Below are 22,450 nucleotides of genomic sequence, written 5' to 3' on the forward strand. Positions count from 1 at the left end.
TGCCCGTGATGACCGCGACGCTCCCGCCCGGAGGTACTCCCCTCACCGGGCAGACTAGGCCTTCCGGGCGGGTTCCGGCCAGCAGGTGCGGGTATCCCATCGAACCGGTTGACGCGGCCGGACACGCAGCGTGACCATGGAACGGAGGGGAGGCCCGCCATGCTTCTCGACATCGTGCTCGGCACGCTGCTGATACTCAGCCTGTTGATCGCCATGGCCGCCTTGACGCCCCCGTACTACCGGCACAAGCCGGGTGACGGGGTCCGCTGAGCGGGCGCTGCTGGCCGCCCGGCTCGCGGCCCGCCCCGTACGCCTCGGCGACACGATGCGGCGACCGCGGCACGACCGTTCCGCGTACGTGGATGAGCTCCTCCGGCAGCTCGCCGGCGCCGGTTTCGCCGGGGTGCCGCGCCCGCTGGGCTATGACGAGCGCGGCCGGCAGATCCTGACGTTCATCGAGGGCGAGGTGCCCGCCGGCGAGGGCCCGCACCGGCTCTCGGACGCCCGGATCCGCAGCGCGACCGAGCTGATCCGTGCCTTCCACGACGCGACGGCCGCCACACCGCTGCGCGAGGACCAGGAGATCGTCTGCCACGGCGACCTGGGCCCGCACAACACCGTGTTCGACGGCGAGCGGGCGATCGCCATCATCGACTTCGAGGACGACGTCGGCCCGGGCCGCCGGGTGGACGACTTCGCGCAGGCGGTGTGGGGCTTCGTGGACCTGACCGACGCCGGCGTCGCCGTGGCCGACCAGGCACGCCGGACCCGGCTGATGTGTGACACCTACGGCGGCGTCACGCCCGCCGCGGTCGTCGAAGCCCTGACCGCGCGTTTCCACCGGGCCCGTGACCACCATCGCGCCGCGGGCCTGCGCGGCGCCGAACAGGTCTTCGACGACCTGCTGACCTGGATGTCACGCTTCGGCACCCGGATCGCCCGCGGCTGAGGGCCGCCTCAGCGGCTCAGCGCGCGGTACCGGCGGGCGGCCAGGGGTAGGAAGATCGCCGTGAGCAGGGCGGGCCAGATCAGGGCGAGGGCGACCGCGTGCTCGGTCGGCCAGCCGTGCGCGTTCCAGTCGGGGTTGCCGAACAGCTGCCGGATCGCCGTCGCGGTGGCGGACAGCGGGTTCCACGCGGCGATGGTGCCGAGCCAGCCGGGCATCGTCCCGGGTGAGACGAAGGCGCTGGAGAGGAATCCGACCGGCCACACCAGGATCTGCACGGATACCGCGGATTCCGGGGTCTTGAGCAGCAGTCCGAGGTAGATGCCGATCCAGGTGAACGCGAACCGCAGCCAGACCAGCAGCCCGAGGGCGGCGAGGGTCAGCGGCAGGCCGCGGTGCGCCGTCCAGCCGACGAGCAGTCCGGTCAGGACCATGACGGCGAGGCCGACGACGGCGTTGAGCAGGTCGGCCGCGCTGCGGCCCGCGAGGATCGCCGTGGTGGTGACCGGCATGGCCCGGATGCGTTCGGTGACGCCCTTGGCGGTGTCGGTGGTGACGGCGATGACCATGGCCTCCAGGCCGAACAGCATGGTCATCGCCAGCATGCCCGGGATCAGGAAGTCCATGTAGTCGCCGTCCGGCACGGCCATGGCGCCGCCGAAGAGGTAGCCGAACATCAGCACCATCAGCACCGGGAACAGCAGGCCGATGAGGATCGTCACGGGGCTGCGCTGCCAGTGCCGCAGTACGCGACCGGTCAGGGTGGCGGTGTCGCGCAGGCTTGTGGCGGGGGAGAGAGTCGTCATGCTGCCGGCTCCGGGTTCTGTGCGGTGGTCGTGGTGGCGGGGCGGCCGGTGAGCTGGAGGAAGACCTCGTCGAGGGTGGGTTTGCGGGTGACGGTCTCGACCCGGTCGGGGCCGACCCTGGCCTTGAGCTCGTCGGGGGTGCCCTCGGCCACGACCCGGCCGGCGTCGATGAGCACGATCTGGTCGGCGAGCTGGTCGGCCTCCTCCAGGTACTGGGTGGTGAGCAGGACCGTGGTGCCGGAGCCGACGAGCGAGCGGATCGCGGCCCAGACCTCGATCCGGGCCCGCGGGTCGAGGCCGGTGGTCGGCTCGTCCAGGAACAGCACCGGCGGGGCCAGGAGCAGGCTGGTGGCCAGGTCGAGCCGGCGGCGCATCCCGCCGGAGTACTCGGCGACGGACCGGCCGGCGGCCTCGGTCAGATCGAAGCGTTCGAGCAGCTCGTCCGCGCGGCGGCGGGCCTGTGCCGTGGGCAGGTGGTACAGCTTCGCGAACATGACGAGGTTCTGGCGGCCGCTGAGGATCTCGTCGACCGACGCGTTCTGGCCGACCAGGCCGATCCGGTAGCGCACCGTGCGCGGGTCGGCGAGGGCGTCGTGGCCGTCGACGAACGCCCGGCCGGCGTCCGGGCGGAGCAGGGTGGTCAGGATCCGCACCGCCGTGGTCTTGCCGGCGCCGTTCGGGCCGAGCAGGCCGCACACCGTGCCCGGCCGCACGTTCAGGTCGAAGCCGTCGAGCGCCGTCCGGTCCCCGTATCGCTTGCGCAGGCCGATGGCCTGTATCGCCCAGTCGGTGCTTTCTCCGTATGCCATACGGAGAAGGGTAACACGAGACTTCGTAGGGCGTACGGAGAGAATTCAGTAGGATGTGATCCATGGCGGAGACTGAGCTCACCGGCGGTGGCGACCCGGCGCGCACGATCGCCACGCTGTGGGGCATCCGGCCGATGCCGCGGCGCGGGCCCAAGCACACCCTGACCACGCCGCAGGTGGTCGCCGCCGCGGTCGAGCTCGCCGACGGCGACCAGGACCTCGCCGCGCTGTCCATGCGCCGGGTCGCCGAGTCGCTGGGCGTCGGCACGATGTCGCTGTACACCTACATCGCCTCGCGGGAGGAGCTGGTCGAGGTCATGCTCGACCAGGTCTACGCCGAGGCGGTGGACCAGCTCGGGCCGGTCGGCGACCTGGGCTGGGCGGACGGGCTGCGCCGGGTCGCGGAGGCGAGCTGGGACCTCTACCTGCGCCATCCGTGGGTGCTCCAGGTGTTCACCGGGCGCCCGCCGCTGGGCCCGCACGCGATCGCCAAGTACGAGCGGGAGCTCAGCGTGATCGACGGCATCGGCCTGACCGACGTCGAGATGGACGCCGTCATCACCCTCGTGCACACCCACGTCGAGGGCGTCGCCCGCCGCCGGATCGAGGCCGACCGGGCCGTACGGCGCACCGGCATCAGCGACGAGCAGTGGTGGGAACGGGTCCAGCCGCTGGTCGCGGAGGTCTTCGATCCCGCCCGGTTCCCGGTCGCGGCGCGGGTCGGCGAGGCGGCCGGGCAGGCGCACCAGGCCGCGCACAACCCCGAGCACGCCTACGCCTTCGGGCTCGACCGGCTGCTCGAGGGCGTGGCCGCGCTCATCGGGACCAGGGCGCCCGTGATCCGCTGAGGTCAGCCGGTGCGGCGGGACCGGGCCAGGGCCAGCCCGCCGAGCACCACCGCGATCAGCCCGACCACCAGCGCCACGATCGCGCCGCCGAGTCCGTTCCCGGTGCCGATCCCGCCGTCGGCCGTGGCCACCACCACCGCGCCGAGCGCCATGCCGCCGAGCCCCGCCGCCAGCGCGACGATCACCGCGAGCCGCCCGGAGGCGGTGCCGAACCGGCCGGCCGGGCGGGCCAGCGCCAGAGCGCCGAGTACCGCGCCGGCCAGGCCCAGCGCGGCGGCCGCGAGGGCGCCGAGCCGCCCCGCGCTCATGCCGGTGACACCGGCGGCGACCGGCGTGGTGAACAGCGCCAGACCTGACAGGGCCGCCGAGGCTCCTGATGGGCTCATGTCGTCTCCTCTTGCCGATGAGCTCGGGATGAGGCTTGAGCATCGCGCCGCGCGGGCCGCCGGTCGTCGTGCGGTGGGAGGCACTTCGGACTGCCGCGTGCGCCGCAGGAATCGGGGGCATACCGCGGGCGCGGTAGTCGCGACTGCCACGTCGGCGGGATTCGCCCGCGGCGGCATCCGGTTAGGGTGCGCGCATGGGCGAGCCAACCACCGGCTCAGGCCGGGCCGTCGCGGTCGACTGGGCGATCGCCGTCGGCGTGGCCGCGACGCTGCTGTTCACCGGGGTGTCCGGCGGCGACTCCGCCACCGGCGCCGGCCTGCTCGGCTACCTGCTCCTGCCGGCCGGCGGGCTGGCGCTCGCCGCGCGCCGCCGGGCGCCGGTCACCGTGCTTGTCGTCACCGGGCTGTGCGCGGCGGGCTATCAGGCCGCGGGCTTCGACGTTCCCGCCGTCGCGTACCTGTTCGCGGTCTACGCCGCGGTGCGGGCCGGGCACCGCGCCGTCACGGTCGCGGTGAGCGTCGCCATGCTCGCCGCGCTCCCGCTCGCGGCCCTCGCCTCGGGCCTGCACGACACGGGCGAGGCGTTCGCGCGCGCCCGCGGCGCCCTCGAGCTGGCCTGGCTGATCGCGGCGGGCGCCGCGGGTGAGGCGCTGCGGCAGGCCGAGCGGCGTGCGGAGGAGGCCGAGCGGACCCGGGAGGAGACCGCGCGGCGCCGCGCCGACGAGGAGCGGCTGCGGATCGCGCGGGAGCTGCACGACTCGCTCACCCATCAGATCTCGATCGTCCGGTTGCAGGCCGACGTCGCCGTGCACGTGGCACGCCGGCGCGGCGAGCAGGTGCCGGACGCGCTGCTGGCGATCCAGCAGGCCGGGCGGGAGGCGACCCGGGAGCTGCGCGCGACCCTCGAGGCGCTGCGCGACGACGACGCGACCCCGCCGCGCGGGCTCGACCAGGTGCCGGAGCTGGTGGAGCGGGCGCGCACCATCGGCCTGGACGCGACGCTGACCATCGAGGGGCGGCGGCCCGACGTGCCGGCCGCGGTGGACCGGACCGTCTACCGGATCGTCCAGGAGTCGCTCACCAACGTCGCCCGCCACGCGGGCGCCGCGACCGCGTCGGTCCGGATCGACTTCCGCCCCGGCGCCCTCGCCGTACGGGTGGACGACGACGGCCGGGCCACACCGGACACCGCACCGGTGCCGGGCGTCGGGCTGCTCGGGATGCGCGAGCGGGTCACCGCCCTCGGCGGCCGCCTGCGGACCGAGCCGCGCGGCGGTGGCGGCTTCACCGTCGAGGCCGAGCTGCCGGTGGACCGTACGTCGTGATCCGCGTCCTGATTGTCGACGACCAGCCGCTGATCCGCAGCGGATTCCGCGCGCTGCTCGACCTGGAGGACGACATCGAGGTGGTGGCCGAGGCCGCCGACGGGGGACAGGGCGTCGCCCTGGCCCGGGAGCACCTGCCCGACATCGCCCTGATCGACATCCAGATGCCGGTCGTCGACGGCATCGAGGCGACCCGGCGCATCGCCGCGGACCCGGACCTGGCCGGCGTGCACGTCGTCATCCTGACCAACTACGGCATGGACGAGTACGTCTTCGACGCGCTGCGCGCCGGCGCCGCCGGATTCCTCGTCAAGGACATCGTGCCGGAGGACCTGCTGCACGCGGTGCGCGTCGCGGCGCGCGGTGACGCGCTGCTCGCCCCGTCGATCACCCGCAAGCTGATCGACCGGTTCGTCAGCCGGCCGCTGCGGGCCGGTTCCGGCGCGGGCCTCGCGGTGCTGACCGCGCGCGAACGCGAGTCCGTGGCCCTGGTCGCGCAGGGTCTGTCCAACGAGGAGATCGCGGCCCGGATGGTGATCAGCCCGATGACCGCGAAGACGCACGTCAACCGGGCAATGGCCAAGCTTCACGCCCGCGACCGGGCGCAGCTGGTCGTCGCCGCCTACGAGTCGGGTCTGGTGGTTCCCGATGTTCCATCAAATTGATTTGATGTATCGTCGGGGAATGGTCGATCCGCCGATCTTCCTGCACGCCGCCGGCCATCCGGTCCGGTGGCGGCTGTTGAGCGAGCTGGCCACCAGTGACCGGCAGGTGCACGAGCTGACCGCCCTGCTCGATCAGCCGCAGAGCCTGGTCTCCTACCACCTGGGCCGGCTGCGCAAGGCGGAGCTGGTCGGCGCGCGCCGCAGCACCGCCGACGGCCGCGACACGTTCTACCGCCTCGACCTCGCGCGCTGCGGCGAGCTGCTCGCCGCGACCGGCGCGGCGCTGCACCCCGCGCTGCGGATGGCCCAGCCGTCCCCGCCGTCGCCGGTGCGGGCGAGCGTGCTGTTCCTGTGCACCGGAAACAGCTCCCGCTCGCAGATGGCCGAGGCGCTGCTCCGGCGCGCCGCCGGCCCGGCCGTCGAGGCACACAGCGCCGGGAGCCACCCCAAACCCCTCCATGCGTACGCGATGGAGCTCTTTCCCGAGCTCGGCACCGCCCGCCCGAAGCATTTCGACGAGCTGGCCGGCCGGCATTTCGACCACGTCATCACCCTGTGCGACCGGGTGCGGGAGATCTGTCCCGAGTTCCCGGGCCACCCGCCGGCGGTGCACTGGAGCATTCCGGACCCGGCGCGCGACCCGGACGGCCTGCCCGCCTTCGCGCGGACCGCGGCCGAGCTCGGCACCCGCATCGAGTTCCTGCTGCACCGCATCGCCGCTCGACAACCACCGGAGGCATCATGACCAGCCCCACCGAGGACACCGTCAACGTCCGCTACCTGGTGGACGACGTTCAGGCCGCGGTCGACTTCTACCTCACCCACCTGGGCTTCACCGCCGGCCCGGCCTTCCCGCCCGCCTTCGCCGACGTGCGCCGCGGCAACCTGCGGCTGCTGCTGTCCGGACCGGCCAGCTCGGCGGGGCGGCCGATGCCCGACGGCCGCACGCCGCACCCCGGCGGCTGGAACCGCATCCACCTGCTCGTCGACGACATCGCGGCCGAGGTGGACCGGCTGCGCGCGGCCGGGGTCGAGTTCCGCAGCGAGGTGGTCAGCGGGCCCGGCGGCCGGCAGATCGTCCTGGACGACCCGGCCGGCAACCCCGTCGAACTCTTCCAGCCGGCGGTATAGCCTCGTTCGCAGGGCAGCGTGGGGAAGGTCGTCGCATGACAAACGATTCGGGCCGGGCCGAGACCATGGCCCTGCAAGGCGTGGCCAACCGGTTCGTCCGCGGGCTGTTGCGCGTGCCGTTCCTGTCGCGAGTGGTCGGACGGCGGTTGATCACGCTCTACGTGGTGGGCCGCAAGTCCGGCAGGCGCTACACCGTGCCGGTCGCCTACACCCCGCACGAGGGCGCCCTGCTGATCGGGTCGCCGTTCGCCTGGGGAAAGAACCTGCGGACCGGCGAGCCGGTTGAGGTCCGCTTCAAGGGCGAGCGGCGCCTGGCCGACGTCACCGTCCTGGCCGACGAGGCGGCGGTGGTCGAGAACTACGCCGTGATCGCGAGGGACAATCACAACTTCGCCAAGTTCAACAAGATCGGCCTCGACGGGGACGGCGATCCGGACCGGGACGACCTGCGCTCGGCGTGGGCGGCCGGCGCGAGGGTCTTCCGGCTGACGCTGCGCTGAGCGGACCCCGCGCCGCCCGCTCCCGAGCCGGGCGGACGGCTGCGGTCATCCGGGCGTGTGGAAGTGGCGAAAGGCCCCGCCCTGACCTGCGGAGATCGTGCACAGTAGGCGCTGCACCGCATCGAGCCCCCGGTCGATGACGAAGAAACCGGGCCAGGTTCCTAGGACGCCGTACGCGGGTCCTCGGTCCTCGCGGGCCGGGACCTTCGGCCCTGAACCGCCGCGCCGGTGCTCCGCAGACTCGAGCACATTCGTGGAAAGGACCTCTCCGTGGACGCGCTCGATCTTGCCCGCTGGCAGTTCGGCATCATCACCGTCTATCACTTCATCTTCGTGCCGATCACCATCGGGATGTCGGTGCTGGTTGCCTCGCTCCAGACCGCCTGGGTGCGCACCGGCAAGGAGCACTATCTGCGGGCGACCAAATTCTGGGGCAAGCTCTTTCTGATCAACTTCGCGATGGGCGTGGTCACCGGCATCGTGCAGGAGTTCCAGTTCGGCATGAACTGGAGCGACTACTCGCGCTTCGTCGGCGACATCTTCGGCGCGCCGCTGGCCATCGAGGGCCTGCTGGCGTTCTTCCTGGAGTCGACGTTCCTCGGGCTGTGGATCTTCGGCTGGGACCGCCTGCCGAAGCGGCTGCACCTCGCCACGATCTGGATCGCGGCGATCGGCACCATGCTGTCCGCGTACTTCATCCTGGCCGCCAACTCGTGGATGCAGCACCCGGTCGGCTACGAGATCAACACCGAGACCGGGCGCGCCGAGCTGAACAGCATCGGCGCGGTCCTGACCAACTCCACCACGCTGGTGACCTTCCCGCACACGATCACCGCGTGCTTCCTCACCGCGGGCGCGGTGCTGCTCGCGGTCAGCGCCTGGCACCTGCGCAAGCGCCACCAGGAGGACGTCTTCCGGCCCAGCCTCAAGCTCGGCGCCTGGGTGGTACTGGTCGCCGGCGTCGGCGTGATGATCACCGGCGACCTCCAGGCCCGGATCATGACCGAGCAGCAGCCGATGAAGATGGCCGCGGCGGAGGCGCTCTACGAGACGTCCGAGCCGGCGAGCTTCTCCCTGTTCACCATCGGCTCCCTCGACGGGCGCGAGGAGGTGGCCAGCGTCCGGATACCCGGGGTGCTCTCCTTCATGGCCACCGGCAGCCCCTCCGGCACGGTCGAGGGGATCAACAACCTGCAACAGGAGTACGCCGAGAAGTACGGCCCGGGCGACTACGTGCCGTACGTGCCGATCACCTACTGGTCGTTCCGCCTGATGATCGGTTTCGGCCTGCTCGCCATGCTTGTCGCGGCGGCGGCGCTCTGGGCCGTGCGCGGCGGCCGGACACCGACGAGCCGCTGGCTGTGGTACTCCGCCGTCGCCACCATCTTCATGCCGCTGCTGTCCAACTCGTTCGGCTGGATCTTCACGGAGATGGGCCGGCAGCCGTGGACGGTCTTCGGCGTCTTCAAGACCTTCGAGAGCGGCTCGCCCTCGGTCAGCACCGCGGAGGCGGCCACCTCACTGATCGTCCTGACCCTGCTCTACGGCGTCCTCGCGGTCGTCGAGGTCGGCCTCTTCCTCAAGTACGCCGGAGCCGGAGCGCCGGAACTGCCGCCGCCGCCCGACCTGGAGGACGCCGACCGCCCGCTAGCCTTCGCCTACTGAGAGGCCGACATGGAACTCACCACCGTCTGGTTCGGCCTGATCGCAGTGCTCTGGGCCGGCTACTTCCTGCTCGAGGGCTTCGACTTCGGCGTCGGCATCCTGCTGCCGGTGCTGGGCCGCGACGACCGCGAGCGCCGGTTGCTGATCAACACGATCGGCCCGGTCTGGGACGGCAACGAGGTCTGGCTGCTGGTCGCCGGCGGCGCCACCTTCGCCGCGTTCCCGGAGTGGTACGCCACCCTGTTCTCCGGCTTCTACCTGCCGCTGCTGATCATCCTGGTGGCGCTGATCGTGCGCGGCGTCGCGTTCGAGTACCGCGGCAAGCGCGACCACGCGGCATGGAAGCGCCGCTGGGACTACTGCATCATCGGCGGCAGCCTGGTGCCGGCGCTGCTCTGGGGAGTGGCGTTCGGCAACATCGTGCGCGGCGTGCGGCTCGACGCCGACCACGAGTACGTCGGCGGCTTCTTCGACCTGCTCAACCCGTACGCGTTGCTCGGCGGGCTGACCACCCTCACGCTCTTCACGCTGCACGGCGGGGTGTTCCTCGCCCTCAAGACCGGCGGCGAGATGCGCGAGCGGGCCGGCCGGCTCGCCGCCGTGCTCGCCGTGCCGGCCGTCGTGGTCGCGGCCGGCTTCCTGCTGTGGACGGCGATCGCACACCCGGACACCGGTGGCCGGCTCCTGTCGGGCATCGCCGCGCTCGCCCTGGTCGGCGCGGCGGTCGCCACCCGCCTGCGCCGGGAGGGCTGGGCGTTCGTGGCCAGCGGCGCGACGATCGTGCTCGCCACGTTCGCGCTGTTCGTCACGCTCTTCCCCGACGTCATGCCGTCGACGATCGACCCGGCCTACAGCCTCACCACCACGAACGCGGCCTCCACCCCGTACACCCTCGGCGTGATGACCTGGGTGGCCGTGGCGTTCACGCCGATCGTGCTGGTCTATCAGGGCTGGACGTACTGGGTGTTCCGCAAGCGGCTGACCGTCGAGCACATCCCGGTCGCGCCGGCGCTCGCGGGCGAGACCGGGTGAGACCGCTCGACCCGCGGCTGCTCCGGTACGCCCGCTCGGCCCGGGCGTACCTTGCCGTCACCGTCGCACTCGGGGTCGCGCTCGCCGCCCTGATCGTGGCGCAGGCGACGCTGCTCGCGTACGGGATAACGGCGGTCTTCCTGCACGGCGCGGACGCGGCCGCACTGGCCCCGGTGCTCGGGTGGCTGGCCGTCGTGGTCGCCGGGCGCTGCCTGGTGGCGTGGGCGCAGGAGGTCACGGCCGTGCGCTGCGCGGCCGGGGCGAAGTCCGAGCTGCGGCGGCTGGTGCTGGCCCGGCTGGCCGCGCTGGGCGCGAACCGGCCGGCGTCGACCGGCGCGGCCGTCACGCTGGTGACCCGCGGGCTCGACGCGCTCGACGCCTACTTCGCGCGGTACCTGCCGCAGCTCGTGCTTGCCGCGCTCGTGCCGGTGATCGTCCTGGCCCGGCTGGTGCCGGCCGACCTGATCGCGGCCGCCACCATCGCGCTGACCCTGCCGCTCATCCCGGTCTTCATGGTCCTGATCGGCCTGCACACGCAGGCCGCGAACCGCCGCCAGTTCCGGTTGCTGGCCCGGCTCTCGCACCATTTTCTCGACGTCGTCGCGGGCCTGCCGACGCTGAAGCTGTTCGGCCGGGCCCGGGCACAGGCGGACGCGATCCGCCGGATCAGCGCCGACCAGCGGCGGCTCACGATGCGCACGCTGCGCACGGCGTTCCTCTCCTCGCTGGTGCTGGAGCTGCTCGCCACCCTGTCGGTGGCGCTGGTCGCGGTCGGCGTCGGGCTGCGGCTGGTGTCCGGGGAGCTGGACCTGACCACCGCGCTGCTCGTGCTGATCCTCGCGCCGGAGGCGTACCTGCCGCTGCGCCAGGTCGGCGCGAACTATCACGCCAGCGCGGAGGGCCTTGCGGCGGCCGCGGAGGCGTTCGAGCTGCTCGAGACGCCGGTGCCGGCCGCCGGTACCGCGGCGGCGCCGGACGGCGCCCTCGTCTTCGAGGACGTCGTCGTGCGCTACCCGGGCCGCGACGGCGACGCCCTTCGGCTCTCGGCGCGCATCGAGCCCGGCGAGGTCGTCGCGCTCACCGGCCCCAGCGGCTGCGGCAAGTCCACCGCGCTGGCCGCCCTGCTCGGGCTCGTCGCGCCGGCCTCGGGCCGGATCACCGTCGGCGGCGTGCCACTGGCCACTGTGGAGCCCGGCGCGTGGCGTGCCCGGATCGCCTGGGTGCCGCAGCGGCCACACCTGTTCGCGGGCACGGTCGACGAGAACATCGCGCTCGGCGGCGCGGGCGACGTGGCCGGCGCGGCCCGGCTTGCCGGGGTGTACGGCTTCACCGACGGCGACGCTGTGCTCGGCGACGACGGCACGGGCCTGTCCGCCGGGCAGCGGCAGCGGGTCGCGCTGGCCCGGGCTTTCCTGCGCGACGCGCCGATCGTGCTGCTCGACGAGCCGACCGCCAATCTCGACGCCGGCACCGCCGCGGGCGTCATGGACGCGGTGCGGCGGCTCGCGCGCGGCCGTACCGTCGTCATCGCGGCGCACCGCCCGGAGCTGATCGCCCTGGCCGACCGCGTGATCAGCCTGGCGCCGGCGGCGGCGGTGCCGAGGTGAACGTCCTCGCCGTCCTGCGGCCCGGTTCGGGCCGGCTGCTGCTCGCGGTGCTCGCCGGCGCCGGCGCGGCGGGCGCGGGCGTCGCCCTGATGGCGACGTCCGCCTGGCTGATCTCGCGCGCCGCGCTGCACCCGCCGGTGCTGCACCTGATGGTCGCGATCGTCGTGGTCCGCGCCTGCGGCATCGGCCGCGGCGTCCTGCGCTACCTCGAACGGCTGGTCGGCCACGACGCGGCGCTGCGGATCCTCGGCGGCCTGCGGGTGCGGGTGTTCCGCCGGCTGGAGCTGCTCGCGCCGGCCGGGCTGGCCGACTTCCGCCGCGCCGACCTGGCGCAGCGCCTCGTCGCCGACGTCGACGCCGTGCTGGACCTGGTCACCCGGGTGCTGCTGCCCTCCGCCGTCGCCGCGCTCGTCGGCGCCGGCGCGGTGGCGCTGACCGGCACGCTGCTGCCGGCCGCCGGGCTGACCCTGGCCGCGGCCCTGGTGCTGGTCGGGGTGGCCGTGCCGCTGTTGCAGTCCGCCGCGGCGCGCCGCGCCGACGGCCGGCTCGCGCCGCTGCGCGGCGAGCTCGCCACGACCACCGTCGACCTGCTGCACGGCCTGCCCGACCTGACCGCGTACGGGGCGGTCGCGCGTCAGCTGGACCTGCTGGACGACGTGGACCGGCGGCTGCGCCGCGCCGAGGAGCGCTCGGCCGCCGCCACCGGCGTCTCGGCCGCGGTGACCGCGTTCGGCACCGGCCTGTGCCTGCTCGTCGGGCTCGCCGCGGGCGCCGTCGCGGTCCGCGCCGGTCAGCTCTCCGGTGAACTGCTCGCCGTCGTCGTGCTCACGCCGCTGGCGGTGTTCGAGACCGCGGGCGCGCTGCCGCCGGCCGCGCAGCGCTGGGCCGGCGCGCGGGCGGCGCTGCGCCGGCTGTCGGAGGTCTTCGCGGCGCCCGTGCCGGTGACCACCGTGCCCGGCCCGGGCGAGGTGCCCGCCGGGCCGTACACGCTGCGTATCGAGAACGTGACTGCGGGCTGGGTACCGGGCCGGACCGCGCTGCGCGATGTCGACCTGACGCTCGCGCCGGGCGGCCGGGTCGCGCTGGTGGGGCCGAGCGGATCGGGCAAGTCAACGGTCGCGGCCCTGCTCGTCCGCTTCCTCGACCCCCGATCGGGCCGGATCACCCTCAACGGGATCGACCTGCGCACCCTGGCGCCCGAGCGGGTGCGGCGGATCGTCGGCTACCTCAGCGAGGACGCGTACCTGTTCGACACGACGATCGGGGAGAACCTGCGCATCGCCCGCGGCGACGCCTCGCCGGACGACCTGCGCGCCGCGCTGGGCTCGGCGCGGCTGCTGGACTGGGTGGACTCCCTGCCGTACGGGATCGACACCCTGGTCGGCGAGCACGGCCTGGCCCTGTCCGGCGGGCAGCGGCGGCGACTCGCGCTGGCCCGGGCGCTGCTGGCCGGCACGCCGGTGCTGATCCTGGACGAGCCGACCGAACACCTCGACGACGAGACGGCGGCGGCGCTGACCCGCGATCTGCTGGCGGCCGCGGGCGACCGCACCGTTCTGCTGATCACCCACCGCGCCGACGACCTGGCGGCGGTCGACGAGGTGGTCACCCTGCCAGCCACCCGCGACGCGATCGTTTCGCAACGTTGGGGCCGGTATCCGTCAGTGGCCGAACACTGCCTGTGATGATTGTGATCTTTCCGGTCGGCGGTGCATCGGTTCTGACCGAAAAGCGGGGTCGCCGAACGATCTCTTCCCTTTTATGCTCACGCGGCTTTGTCGTTAACGGGGAGGAACAATCACCATGCGTCGCGCCCTGCACCGCCTGCTGAGCGGATCGGCGGTCGCCCTGCTGGCGGCCGCGGTCGTCTCGGCGCCCGGCACCCCGGCGCTCGCCGCGGATCCCGCGGTCCGCCTGCACTTCCCCGACATCTCGGTGGTCGGCAAGGACACCAAGACCAGCGCGCTCTTCGCCTGGATCGACGTGCCGGGCACCGCGCCGGCCGCGATCGGCAAGCTGACCGTCAGCGTGGACACCGCCGGCGTCGACAGCATCGCGACGGTGGAGGCGTTCTCCGAGTTCGAGGACATCGGCGGCGAGTTCTGCGACCGGGCCGGCACGGTGATCACGTGCGAGCTCGACGGACCGATCGAGCTCGAGGGCGGCACCAACCTGCTGCCCCTGGTCCCGCTCTCGGTGACCGCGAAGCCCGGCGCCGCGCAGGACGCCGAGGGCAAGCTCGCCTTCACCGCGCGCATCGACGGTGGCCCGGCGGTCACCGCCGAGTCGACGGTCGCCATCGGCGAGGGTGTCGACCTGGCCGGCGTCATCGCCAAGCCGGTCACCGTCGCACCCGGCTCGCGCGCCGTGGCCGACGTGCGGGTGTCCAACGCCGGTACCCGGCCCGTCAAGGGCGTGGTGTTGGTGCTGCTGGGCTGGGACCCGAGCCTGACCAAGGACGGCGGGTACAGCAACTGCACGTACGGCCTCCTCACGATCTGCACGTTCGACGACGTGCTGGCGACCGGCACCAGCTACCAGCTGTCCACGCCGATGGCCCTGGAGATTCCGGCCGACGCCGCCGCGGGCAGCCGCGCGAGCGCGATCGGCGCCTGGTACACCCCCGGTGACTTCAAGGAGCTGATCGACGTCGCGCCCGAGCTCGACGGCGACATCTTCGGCCCGAAGGGCACCGGCGCCCCGGCCGAGCTGCGTGCCGTGAAGGCCGCGAAGGCCAACCAGGTCGACACCAACCTCGACAACAACCTGATGCTGAGCGAGTTCGTCGTCGGCGGAAGCCGCCGCCCGGACATGGCCGCGGTCGGTGCGACCGTCACCGGTACCCCGGGCGACAAGGTGCGCACCAAGGTCGGCTTCGTGAACAACGGGCCGGGCACGCTCTACCACTTCACCTTCGACAACGTCGACCCGTCGACGCACATCACCGTCCCGGCCGGGCTGCGGGCCATCAAGGTCGACGAGCGGTGCGTGCCGTTCGCGTACGACGCGGACGTGGAGTTCCCCGAGGGCGGCCCGGAGAAGGACCTCACCGGCGCCTCGGAGTACGTCTGCTTCGTCGAGGACGGAAAGACCGCGGCGAAGGCGTCCATGCTGTTCGACTTCACCTTCGAGGTGCGCGAGAACGCCTCCACCAAGGCCGGCCAGGTGCGGATCAACGAGGACTTCCTCACCCTCGCCGAGCCGATCGACCGTGACGGCCGCAACGACTCGGCGAAGATCACGGTGCAGGCCTCCGGCGGCAGCGGCGGCGGCCTCCCGGTCACCGGCGCGAACGCCGGCGTGCTGGGCGCGGCCGGCGGCGTGCTGCTGCTCGCGGGCGCGCTGGGCCTGCTGATGGTGCGCCGCCGTCGCGTGCGGTTCACCGCCTGACGGGCGAGGCAGGTACACCCGGCGGGGGTCATCGGAGCAGCTTCCGGTGGCCCCCGCCGCCGCATCGACGGCCGTGCCCGGTCCGGCTAGCATGCCGATCATGACAACGCCGCGCACCACTTCGGACGCCGCGTGAACCGCCGTTCCGCCGGCGACCGGCTTCGCCGCGTGGCGCCGGTGCTGCTCGCCGCCCACCTCGCCCTGGTCGCCTGCGAGTCGTCGGCCGGCGGTACCCCGGTCGCCTCGGCCGGGTCACCCTCCTCGGCCGCACCGGCCGTCACCTCCGCGGCGCCGTCCCCGTCTCCTGCCCCGGTCAAGCCGAGGATCAGCAAGGCCGGGCTCGCATACTTCTTCACCGTCGCGTTCGGCGCGGAGTACCGCGACAAGGTCAAGGTCATCAAGATGTGGGCCAAGCCCGAGGTCGGCATTCGCGTCCACGGCGGGTCCGCGAAGAGCCGGAGCTGCCTGAACAAGGTCATCTCCGACTTCAACTCGCTCACCGCGACGACCGACCTGAAGCTGACCAAGGGCGCGGCCGACATCGAGCTCCACTTCGCACCGGTCGCCAAGTTCCGCTCCCTCGAGCCCTGGTACATCTCCGGCAATGACGGCTACGTCGCCGCGCGCTGGGCCGACGGGTACACCATCACCAGCGCGAACGTCCTGATCCGCTCGTCGGGGATCAGCGAGCGCATCCGCTGCCACCTGATCCGGGAGGAACTGACCCAGGGGATGGGAATGCTGCGGGACTCCGACAAGTACCCAGAGAGCATCTTCTACGGCCAGTACTGGTCGGCGCCGACGCGCTACTCGGCCCTCGACAAGGAGGTCATCCGGCTGCTCTACAGCGGTGCGGTCGGCCCCGGAGACGACAAGGCGCGCGTCAAGAAGGCGGTGACCGTCAGGTGACCGCGGCCACGAACTCGTCCATGGCCACGGTCGCGCGCCGGAGGATCTCCGCCGAGTTCGCCGGGTCGTCGTCGGTCTCCATGCCGTGGTCGGCGTCCGGCGCCTCGTAGAACGGCCGGCCGAGGCTCCGGGCCAGCCCGGCGTCCCAGACCGGGTCGGCCGCGCCGCCGACCAGCAGGTACGGCGCGGTGCCGCGGCGCAGCGCGTCCACCGTCCCGGCGTCGCGCAGCAGCGGGGTCTGCCAGATGGCGGGCAGTTCCCGGTCGGCGGCCAGGCCCGCGGCGAGCGTGCCCATCGACTTGCCGACCAGCAGGATCCGCGGCGCCTTCTCGGCGTCGATGATCCGGGTCAGGTGGGCGTGCACGAACGCGCGTAGCTGATCGAACCAGGGATCGAGGTCGTCGCCCTCGCGCTGCGGCGGCCGCTCGGGCCACCAGACCTCCTGGGTGGTCCAGCCGTGCCGCATCAGCACCGCGCGGGCGAAGTGCAGCAGCGGCCGCCCGGCGGAGTATTCGTACCCGGGAATCAGGAACGCGACCCGGTCCGGGTCGCCCGCCACCCGGTCCGACAGCGAGGGGTGCGGCCAATAGGTCTCAGTCATCCGGCGATGGTAGGCAGCCGGGTCACAATGTTCTGTGCACAGGCGACGGCAGGCGACGGTGACGGGTACCTCGGGACGCGTCGGCGCGGCGATCGCGGCGGCCCTCGACGCCGCCGGCTGGGCGGTTCGCGGGGTCGACCGCGTGACCGGGCAATGGACGGGCGTCGTCGGCGACCTGCGGGACCCGGGGGTACGCCGGGCGGCGCTGCACGGGTGCGACCTCGTGATCCACGCCGCCGCCCTGCACGCACCGCACGTCGGCCGGGTGGACGACGAGGAGTTCCGCGCCGTCAACGTCGGCGCCACCGAGGCGCTGCTGGAGGAGGCCGGGCGCGCCCGGGTCCGGCGCGTCGTCTACATCAGCAGCACCAGCGTGTACGGGCACGCCCTGGTGCCCACCGATCGGGCGGTGTGGGTCGACGAGGGTCTCCCGCCGCGACCCCGCGACATCTACGACGAGACGAAGCTGGCCGCCGAGCGGCTCGTCGCGTCGAGCGCCCTGACCCCGGTCGTCCTGCGCATCGCCCGCTGCTTCCCGGAGCCGCCGCGGACGCTGGCCGTCCACCTGCTGCACCGGGCCGTGGGGTTGTCCGATGTCGCGGCGGCCGCCGTGCGCGTCGCGGAGCACGACACCGTGGCCGGCACCTTCAACATCGCCGGGCCGTACCCGTTCACCCGCGCGGACTGCCTGCCGCTGCACCGGGACGCGGCCGGCGTCATCGCCGAGCGGGTGCCCGAGGTCGCCGCGGCGTTCCGGGACAGGAACTGGCCGCTGCCGCGGACCCTCGACCGGATCTACGACTCCGGCGCCGCCGCGGCGGCCTTCGGATATCGCCCGGTCCACGGCGTTCGTCAGCTGCTCGGCGCGCCGTGATCCTTTGCCCGGCATGTCGTCGAGGCGCAGGATCGTCTCCTCGATCTCCGCGCCGCGGCCGTTGGCGAACCCGCGGTCCGTGCCGGTTATCGCGAATCCCGCCCGGCGCAGCACGCTTATCGATCCCGCGTTGTCGCTCGCGGCGCGGGCGAACACCGGGCGGACCGGGATCGTCTCCAGGAGCAGGGCGAGCGCCCGGCCGGCGATGCCCTGTCCCCAGTAGGCCCTGTCGATCCAGTACGTGACCTCGGTGTCGCCCTCGACGACGAAGCCGATGGGGCAGACTGGGCTGATGCTGCTGGACTCCGCACATCCGGTCGTGGTGGCTCCGATGGCCGGCGGGCCGTCGACGGCCCGGCTGGTGGCGGCGGCCGCGTCCGCCGGCGCGGCGGGGTTCCTCGCGGCCGGTTACAAGGCGCCGGACGCGGTGGCGCGCGAGGTGGCGGAGCTGCGCGAGACCGGCCTGCCGTACGGGCTGAACATCTTCGTGCCGTCGCCGCCGCCGGCCGACGTCGCCCCGCTGGAGGAGTACCGGCGGGTGCTGGAGGCGGAGGCGCGGCGCTACTCGGTCACGCTCCCGCCGCTGCGGCTCGACGACGACGACCACTACGCGGCCAAGGTGGAGCTCGCGGTCGCCGCCGCCGTGCCGATGGTCAGCTTCACGTTCGGGGTACCCGATCCGGCGGTCGTCGCGGCGCTGCGCGGCGCGGGGTCCGCGGTGCTGGTGACGGTCACCGACGTCGGCGAGGCGCGGCGGGCCGCCGCCGCCGGGCCGGACGCGCTGATCGTCCAGGCCGGCGCGGCCGGCGGCCACTCCGCCACGACCTCGCCGTCGGGGTACGACGGCTCCTCGACCGCGCCGGAGCTGGTCCGCGCCGTGGCGGCGGCGGTGGGCCTGCCGGTCGTCGCGGCCGGCGGCACCGGCACCGCGGCGGACGTGCGGCGCCTGCTGGCGGCGGGCGCGGTCGCGGTGCAGGCGGGCACGGTGTTCCTGCTGGCGGGGGAGGCCGGTACCCGGCCGGCGCAGCGCGAGGCGATGCTCTCCGGGCGGTTCGCGCAGACGGTGGTGACCCGGGCGTTCACCGGCCATCCCGCCCGGGCGCTGCGGAACAGGTTCACCGACGCCTACTCGGCGTGCGCGCCGATCGGGTATCCCGCGGTGCACCACCTGACCGCGCCGATCCGGGCGGCGGCCGCGGAGCGCGGCGACCCCGAGGCGCTCAATCTGTGGGCGGGCACCGCGCACGCCGAGGCCCGGCCCGGCCCGGTGGCCGAGATCCTGTCCCGGCTCAGCGCCGGGGGCTCGTGAGGATGGCGAGCTGCCCCGTCGCCCGGGTCATCGCGACGTAGCGGTCGACCGCGCCCTCGATGCCGTCGCCGAACCCGTCCGGGTCGACGAGGACGACCAGGTCGAACTCGAGGCCCTTGGACAGCTCCGGGGTCAGCGACCGGACGCGGGCCGTCGCCTCGAACGTGGGATCGCCGATGACGCAGGCGATGCCCTCGGCGTGCGCGGCGAGCCAGGCGTCGAGGATCGGGCCCAGCTCCGCGGCGGCCGCGTGCACGACGGGTAGGCCGCCGCTGCGGATCGAGACCGGCACGTTGGCGTCCGGGAGCACGGCCCGGATGACCGGCTCGGCCTGCGCCATGACCTCCGCCGGCGTCCGGTAGTTGATGCTCAGCGAGGCCAGGTCGATCCGGTCGAGCCCGATCCGCGTCAGCCGCTCCCGCCACGACTCGGTGAACCCGTGCCGGGCCTGCGCGCGGTCGCCGACGATGGTGAAGCTGCGCGACGGGCAGCGCAGCAGCAGCATCTGCCACTCGGCGTCGGTCAGCTCCTGCGCCTCGTCGACGACGATGTGCGCGAACGGCCCGGCGAGCCGGTCCGGGTCGGCGCCGGTCGCCACCGTCTCGTCCACCAGGATGTACTGGAGGTCCTGGTGGCGCAGCATCGTCACCAGGCCGAGGCCGTCGTCGTCGGCGGCGATCAGGTCGTCGACGACCCGGTCCATCTGCTCGCTCTTGGTGGCGACCGCCGCGTCGAAGCGGCGCCGGCGCCGCGACGCCTCCGGGTCGCCGAGTCGCTGCCGTGCCGCGTCGAGCAGCGGCAGGTCGGACACCGTCCAGGCCCGGGCGTCGGCGCGCTGGAGCGCCCGCACCTCGTCGCGGTCGAGCCAGGGTGCGCACCTGCGCAGGTAGGCGGGTACCGACCACAGGTCGCCGACGAGGTCCGCCGGGTCCAGCAGCGGCCAGGCCCGGTTGACCGCCGAGTGCAGCTCCCGGTTGCGCGACAGCGTGCGGCGCAGCTGCTCCTCCGGCTCGTCGCCGTCGTACTTCGCCACCAGCAGGGTGAGCAGTTCCTCCCAGATCTCGTCGCGCGCCTCGTTGTGCGGGGTGCCGGCGCCGGCCGCCCGGAACGCCTCGGCCCAGTCGTCGGCGGTCAGCGCGATGTCGGCGTCCTCGGTCGTGACCGTCATGCCCGTGGCGGGCGGCTCCTCGTAGAACCGGACGGCCGCCTCGACCGCCCGCACCACGCTCGCGGACGACTTCAGGCGGGCCACCTCCGGGTCGGCCTCGACCCCCGCGACGGCGCCCTCGGGCACGAGGTCCCGGACGGTGCAGATCTGCACGTCCTCCTCGCCGAGGCTGGGCAGGACGTCGGCGACGTAGGCCAGGTAGGGCTGGTGCGGTCCGATGAACAGCACGCCGCCGCGGCGGTGGCCGAGGCGGGGATCGGAGTAGAGCAGGTAGGCGGTGCGGTGCAGCGCGACGACGGTCTTTCCGGTACCCGGACCGCCGTCGACGACCAGCGCGCCGCGCGATCCGGCCCGGATGATGGCGTCCTGGTCGGCCTGGATGGTGCCGAGCACGTCGCGCATCCGGGGCGACCGGCTGGCGCCGAGGCTGGCGATGAACGCGGACTGGTCGTCGAGCGCGGCGCGGTCCTCGAGCCCATCCGGGGTGAACACCTCGTCCCAGTAGTCGCCGATCCGGCCGCGGGTCCAGCGGTACCGGCGGCGGCTGGCCAGGCCCATCGGGTTGGCGTGCGTCGCGCCGAAGAACGGCTCGGCGACCGGCGAGCGCCAGTCGACGAGCAGCCGGCGGCCCGCGCTGTCGGTGAGGCCGCGCCGCCCGACGTACACCGGCTCGGGTTCGTCCGTACCGACCATGCGGCCCAGGCACAGGTCGGCGCCGAAGCGCCGCAGATCCCGAAGGCGGGCGGTCAGCCGGAGGATCTCCTGGTCCCGGTCCAGCGCCCGCTGCCCGGAGCCGCCGGGCGCCCGGCGTGCGGCGTCGAGGCGGTCGGACAGCTCGGCGGTCAACTGATCGAGGCGCTCGGCGATGGCCGCGAAGTGTTGCTCGTCGCGGGCGATCAGGGCCGGCTCGGCCTTGGCGGACAGGCGCTCGGGAAGGTCGAACATGCTGGTGCTCAGGCGGCGGCTCACGGCGTCAACCTCTTCCATTTCCGCAGGTTGTGGCCTTGGCCAGCGATTCTGCGGTATGACCCGGGTCTTGCCGCAAGCCCCCGGGTCCGCTATACGTTAGAAGTGGAAGAGAGCGTTCTTCCCTATCCCGCCGTGGGGTGCTCGGTCACGTTCTGGAGATACAGCGCCTCGCCGAGGGTCTCGATCAGCTGGAGCTGGGTCTCGAGGTAGTCGACGTGGTGTTCCTCGTCGGCCAGGATCTCCTCGAACACCTTGGCCGACGTGATGTCGCCGATCGACCGCATGTACGCGGCACCCTTGCGCAGGCGGTCGACCGCCTCCACCTCGATCGCCATGTCGGCGCGGAACTGCTCCGGCACGGTCTCGCCGATGCGCAGCGGGGAGAGCCGCTGGTAGTTCGGCAGGGCCTCCAGGAAGAGGATGCGGTCGGTGAGCACCTCGGCGTGGCGCATCTCGTCGATCGACTCGGCGCGGGTGTGCGCGGCGAGCTTGGTGTAGCCCCAGTTGTCCTGCATCTTGGCGTGCAGGAAGTACTGGTTGATCGCGGTCAGCTCCGCGGTGAGCTGCGCGTTGAGGAACTCGATGACCTGCTTGTCGCCCTGCATGGCTGTACTTTACGTAGTTTGTCCGGATTCATCGTGCTGCGCCGACCGGCGTGTTCGCGGGGGCCTCGGCGTCGATGATCTCGGCGATCCGCGGGTGGCAGCTGCCGCACCCGGTGCCGGCGCCGCAGGCCTCGCCGACCGTGTCCTCGCAGCGGGCTCCGCCGCGGACGGCCGCGCGCACCTCGCATTCGCGGACGCGGGCGCAGATGCACACGTACATGTCGCCACCTGCCTGATCTCGGGGTTTACCAAGGGCAGGCTATCCTTATTCGGTGCCGGCGTCGACGGGTTGCGCCATCCGTCACTCCCGAGATCGGCCGATCCGGCCGCAGGTCAGGACGGGTTCAGCCGTCGGATCGGGGTGCCCGCGCCTGGCGCTGGCTCATGCAGAAGCCGAGATCGTGGTGGATCTTCATGCATTTGTAGATCGCGGTCAAGCGCAGCAGGGCCGGCCCAAGGATGCTCAGGCACGCCAGCGAGCCCAGCGCGAAGAGCAGTCCGGAGAAGGTGGCCGTGGCGGCCAGCAGCCGCGCCGTGCACTGCGGAGTGTTGAAGACGGCGGTCAGCAGCGACAGGCAGCGCTGTGCGCCCGCCGCGGTGCCGAGATTGGGGCACAGCCCGCGCAGCAGCTTGAGCGGGTCCACGTCGGAGCCGGCGGCGTTCGGCAGCGCCTTCCGCTCCGCGACGTCCCGCGCGGCGCGCTGCGGGCCCTCGACGGCGGTCGCCGTTGCGGCGACGGTGACGGCCGCCCGGTCGGCGTCGCCGTTGCGCAACGCGACGCGGGCGACCGTGCCCAGCGCGAAGATGACCGCGGCAGCGGTCGCGACGACCAGCAGGCGCCTCCGGAATCGAGCCATGGCAGGAAGCCTAGGCTCGATATGTGGCAAACACGGGCTTTCTTCATG

23 protein-coding genes and 1 pseudogene are annotated in these 22,450 nt (G+C 73.2%); 15 read left to right on the forward strand and 9 right to left on the reverse strand.

Translation table 11 applies throughout. The features are described 5' to 3' along the window. The first annotated feature begins 253 nt into the window (after positions 1–253). A complete protein-coding gene (locus tag BJ971_RS12445) occupies positions 254–949 on the forward strand; it encodes a phosphotransferase (RefSeq protein ID WP_184992677.1) in 696 nt (231 codons plus the stop codon). A gap of 8 nt (positions 950–957) precedes the next feature. Here the strand turns inward: BJ971_RS12445 and BJ971_RS12450 are convergent, their stop codons facing one another. Beyond that, a complete protein-coding gene (locus BJ971_RS12450) occupies positions 958–1,752 on the reverse strand; it encodes an ABC transporter permease (protein ID WP_184992678.1) in 795 nt (264 codons plus the stop codon). Next, entirely contained in the window at positions 1,749–2,561 is an 813-nt protein-coding gene (locus BJ971_RS12455) for an ABC transporter ATP-binding protein (protein WP_184992679.1), read from the reverse strand. The genes BJ971_RS12450 and BJ971_RS12455 overlap by 4 nt, the downstream gene beginning before the upstream one ends. 62 nt (positions 2,562–2,623) lie before the next feature. On the opposite strand from BJ971_RS12455, the gene BJ971_RS12460 reads away from it, so the two are divergent. Continuing rightward, entirely contained in the window at positions 2,624–3,409 is a 786-nt protein-coding gene (locus BJ971_RS12460; protein ID WP_184992680.1) for a TetR/AcrR family transcriptional regulator, read from the forward strand. A 2-nt stretch (positions 3,410–3,411) separates the two neighbouring features. Here BJ971_RS12460 and BJ971_RS12465 read toward each other — a convergent pair whose 3' ends face one another. Beyond that, the gene (locus BJ971_RS12465) at positions 3,412–3,795 is read right to left on the reverse strand and encodes a DUF6223 family protein (RefSeq protein ID WP_184992681.1); all 384 of its coding nucleotides are present in this window, start codon (positions 3,793–3,795) and stop codon (positions 3,412–3,414) included. 194 nt (positions 3,796–3,989) lie between these two features. On the opposite strand from BJ971_RS12465, the gene BJ971_RS12470 reads away from it, so the two are divergent. The 11 genes from BJ971_RS12470 to BJ971_RS12520 all read left to right on the forward strand — a co-directional run bounded on the left by BJ971_RS12470 (position 3,990) and on the right by BJ971_RS12520 (position 16,019). Continuing rightward, positions 3,990–5,120, forward strand: coding sequence for a sensor histidine kinase (locus BJ971_RS12470; protein WP_184992682.1), 1,131 nt, complete (start codon positions 3,990–3,992; stop codon positions 5,118–5,120). Then, positions 5,117–5,785, forward strand: coding sequence for a response regulator (locus BJ971_RS12475; RefSeq protein ID WP_184992683.1), 669 nt, complete (start codon positions 5,117–5,119; stop codon positions 5,783–5,785). Before BJ971_RS12470 ends, BJ971_RS12475 begins: the two co-directional genes overlap by 4 nt. 19 nt (positions 5,786–5,804) lie before the next feature. Next, entirely contained in the window at positions 5,805–6,530 is a 726-nt protein-coding gene (locus BJ971_RS12480; protein ID WP_239087127.1) for an arsenate reductase/protein-tyrosine-phosphatase family protein, read from the forward strand. Continuing rightward, on the forward strand, positions 6,527–6,916 hold the full coding sequence (locus BJ971_RS12485; RefSeq protein WP_184992687.1) for a VOC family protein: 390 nt from the start codon (positions 6,527–6,529) through the stop codon (positions 6,914–6,916). Before BJ971_RS12480 ends, BJ971_RS12485 begins: the two co-directional genes overlap by 4 nt. A 35-nt stretch (positions 6,917–6,951) precedes the next feature. After that, positions 6,952–7,416, forward strand: a complete 465-nt coding sequence (locus BJ971_RS12490; protein ID WP_203709071.1) for a PNPOx family protein — start codon at positions 6,952–6,954, stop codon at positions 7,414–7,416. 270 nt (positions 7,417–7,686) lie between these two features. Then, positions 7,687–9,081: a cytochrome ubiquinol oxidase subunit I gene (locus BJ971_RS12495; protein ID WP_184992689.1), complete on the forward strand. Its 1,395-nt coding sequence runs from the start codon at positions 7,687–7,689 to the stop codon at positions 9,079–9,081. Positions 9,082–9,090: 9 nt separating this feature from the next. Then, complete coding sequence (cydB, locus tag BJ971_RS12500; protein WP_184992691.1) at positions 9,091–10,113, forward strand: cytochrome d ubiquinol oxidase subunit II; 1,023 nt, start codon at positions 9,091–9,093, stop codon at positions 10,111–10,113. Next, positions 10,110–11,720 carry a thiol reductant ABC exporter subunit CydD gene (gene cydD / locus BJ971_RS12505; RefSeq protein ID WP_184992693.1) on the forward strand — a complete coding sequence of 537 codons (1,611 nt, stop codon included), beginning with the start codon at positions 10,110–10,112 and terminating at the stop codon, positions 11,718–11,720. Before cydB ends, cydD begins: the two co-directional genes overlap by 4 nt. Beyond that, positions 11,717–13,405, forward strand: coding sequence for a thiol reductant ABC exporter subunit CydC (gene cydC, locus BJ971_RS12510; RefSeq protein ID WP_184992695.1), 1,689 nt, complete (start codon positions 11,717–11,719; stop codon positions 13,403–13,405). The genes cydD and cydC overlap by 4 nt, the downstream gene beginning before the upstream one ends. Before the next feature lie 118 nt (positions 13,406–13,523). Then, a complete protein-coding gene (locus tag BJ971_RS12515; RefSeq protein WP_184992697.1) occupies positions 13,524–15,110 on the forward strand; it encodes an LPXTG cell wall anchor domain-containing protein in 1,587 nt (528 codons plus the stop codon). A 132-nt stretch (positions 15,111–15,242) separates the two neighbouring features. Beyond that, positions 15,243–16,019 carry a DUF2927 domain-containing protein gene (locus BJ971_RS12520; protein ID WP_184992699.1) on the forward strand — a complete coding sequence of 259 codons (777 nt, stop codon included), beginning with the start codon at positions 15,243–15,245 and terminating at the stop codon, positions 16,017–16,019. On the opposite strand, the gene BJ971_RS12525 is transcribed toward BJ971_RS12520, so the two are convergent. Next, complete coding sequence (locus tag BJ971_RS12525; RefSeq protein WP_184992701.1) at positions 16,012–16,620, reverse strand: alpha/beta fold hydrolase; 609 nt, start codon at positions 16,618–16,620, stop codon at positions 16,012–16,014. The two genes, BJ971_RS12520 and BJ971_RS12525, sit on opposite strands and share 8 nt — an antisense overlap. Before the next feature lie 58 nt (positions 16,621–16,678). On the opposite strand from BJ971_RS12525, the gene BJ971_RS12530 reads away from it, so the two are divergent. Further along, the gene (locus BJ971_RS12530) at positions 16,679–17,494 is read left to right on the forward strand and encodes an NAD-dependent epimerase/dehydratase family protein (RefSeq protein ID WP_184992703.1); all 816 of its coding nucleotides are present in this window, start codon (positions 16,679–16,681) and stop codon (positions 17,492–17,494) included. A gap of 105 nt (positions 17,495–17,599) precedes the next feature. Here BJ971_RS12530 and BJ971_RS42065 read toward each other — a convergent pair. Continuing rightward, positions 17,600–17,827: pseudogene (locus tag BJ971_RS42065) on the reverse strand (GNAT family N-acetyltransferase); the annotation flags it as partial. Between BJ971_RS42065 and BJ971_RS12540 the strand changes: the two are divergent. Then, positions 17,787–18,803: a nitronate monooxygenase gene (locus BJ971_RS12540; RefSeq protein WP_184992705.1), complete on the forward strand. Its 1,017-nt coding sequence runs from the start codon at positions 17,787–17,789 to the stop codon at positions 18,801–18,803. The pseudogene BJ971_RS42065 and the gene BJ971_RS12540 overlap by 41 nt on opposite strands. On the opposite strand, the gene helR is transcribed toward BJ971_RS12540, so the two are convergent. From helR to BJ971_RS12560, 4 genes are all read right to left on the reverse strand, one after another. Then, the gene (gene helR / locus BJ971_RS12545) at positions 18,784–20,958 is read right to left on the reverse strand and encodes an RNA polymerase recycling motor ATPase HelR (RefSeq protein WP_184992706.1); all 2,175 of its coding nucleotides are present in this window, start codon (positions 20,956–20,958) and stop codon (positions 18,784–18,786) included. The two genes, BJ971_RS12540 and helR, sit on opposite strands and share 20 nt — an antisense overlap. Before the next feature lie 104 nt (positions 20,959–21,062). After that, positions 21,063–21,545 carry a bacterioferritin gene (gene bfr / locus BJ971_RS12550; protein ID WP_184992708.1) on the reverse strand — a complete coding sequence of 161 codons (483 nt, stop codon included), beginning with the start codon at positions 21,543–21,545 and terminating at the stop codon, positions 21,063–21,065. Positions 21,546–21,573: 28 nt separating this feature from the next. Further along, complete coding sequence (locus BJ971_RS12555; protein ID WP_184992710.1) at positions 21,574–21,765, reverse strand: (2Fe-2S)-binding protein; 192 nt, start codon at positions 21,763–21,765, stop codon at positions 21,574–21,576. Between the two features lie 124 nt (positions 21,766–21,889). Further along, positions 21,890–22,402, reverse strand: coding sequence for a hypothetical protein (locus tag BJ971_RS12560; RefSeq protein ID WP_184992712.1), 513 nt, complete (start codon positions 22,400–22,402; stop codon positions 21,890–21,892). Positions 22,403–22,450 lie beyond the last annotated feature (48 nt).

Source organism: Amorphoplanes digitatis, assembly GCF_014205335.1.
Lineage (GTDB): Bacteria > Actinomycetota > Actinomycetes > Mycobacteriales > Micromonosporaceae > Actinoplanes > Actinoplanes digitatus.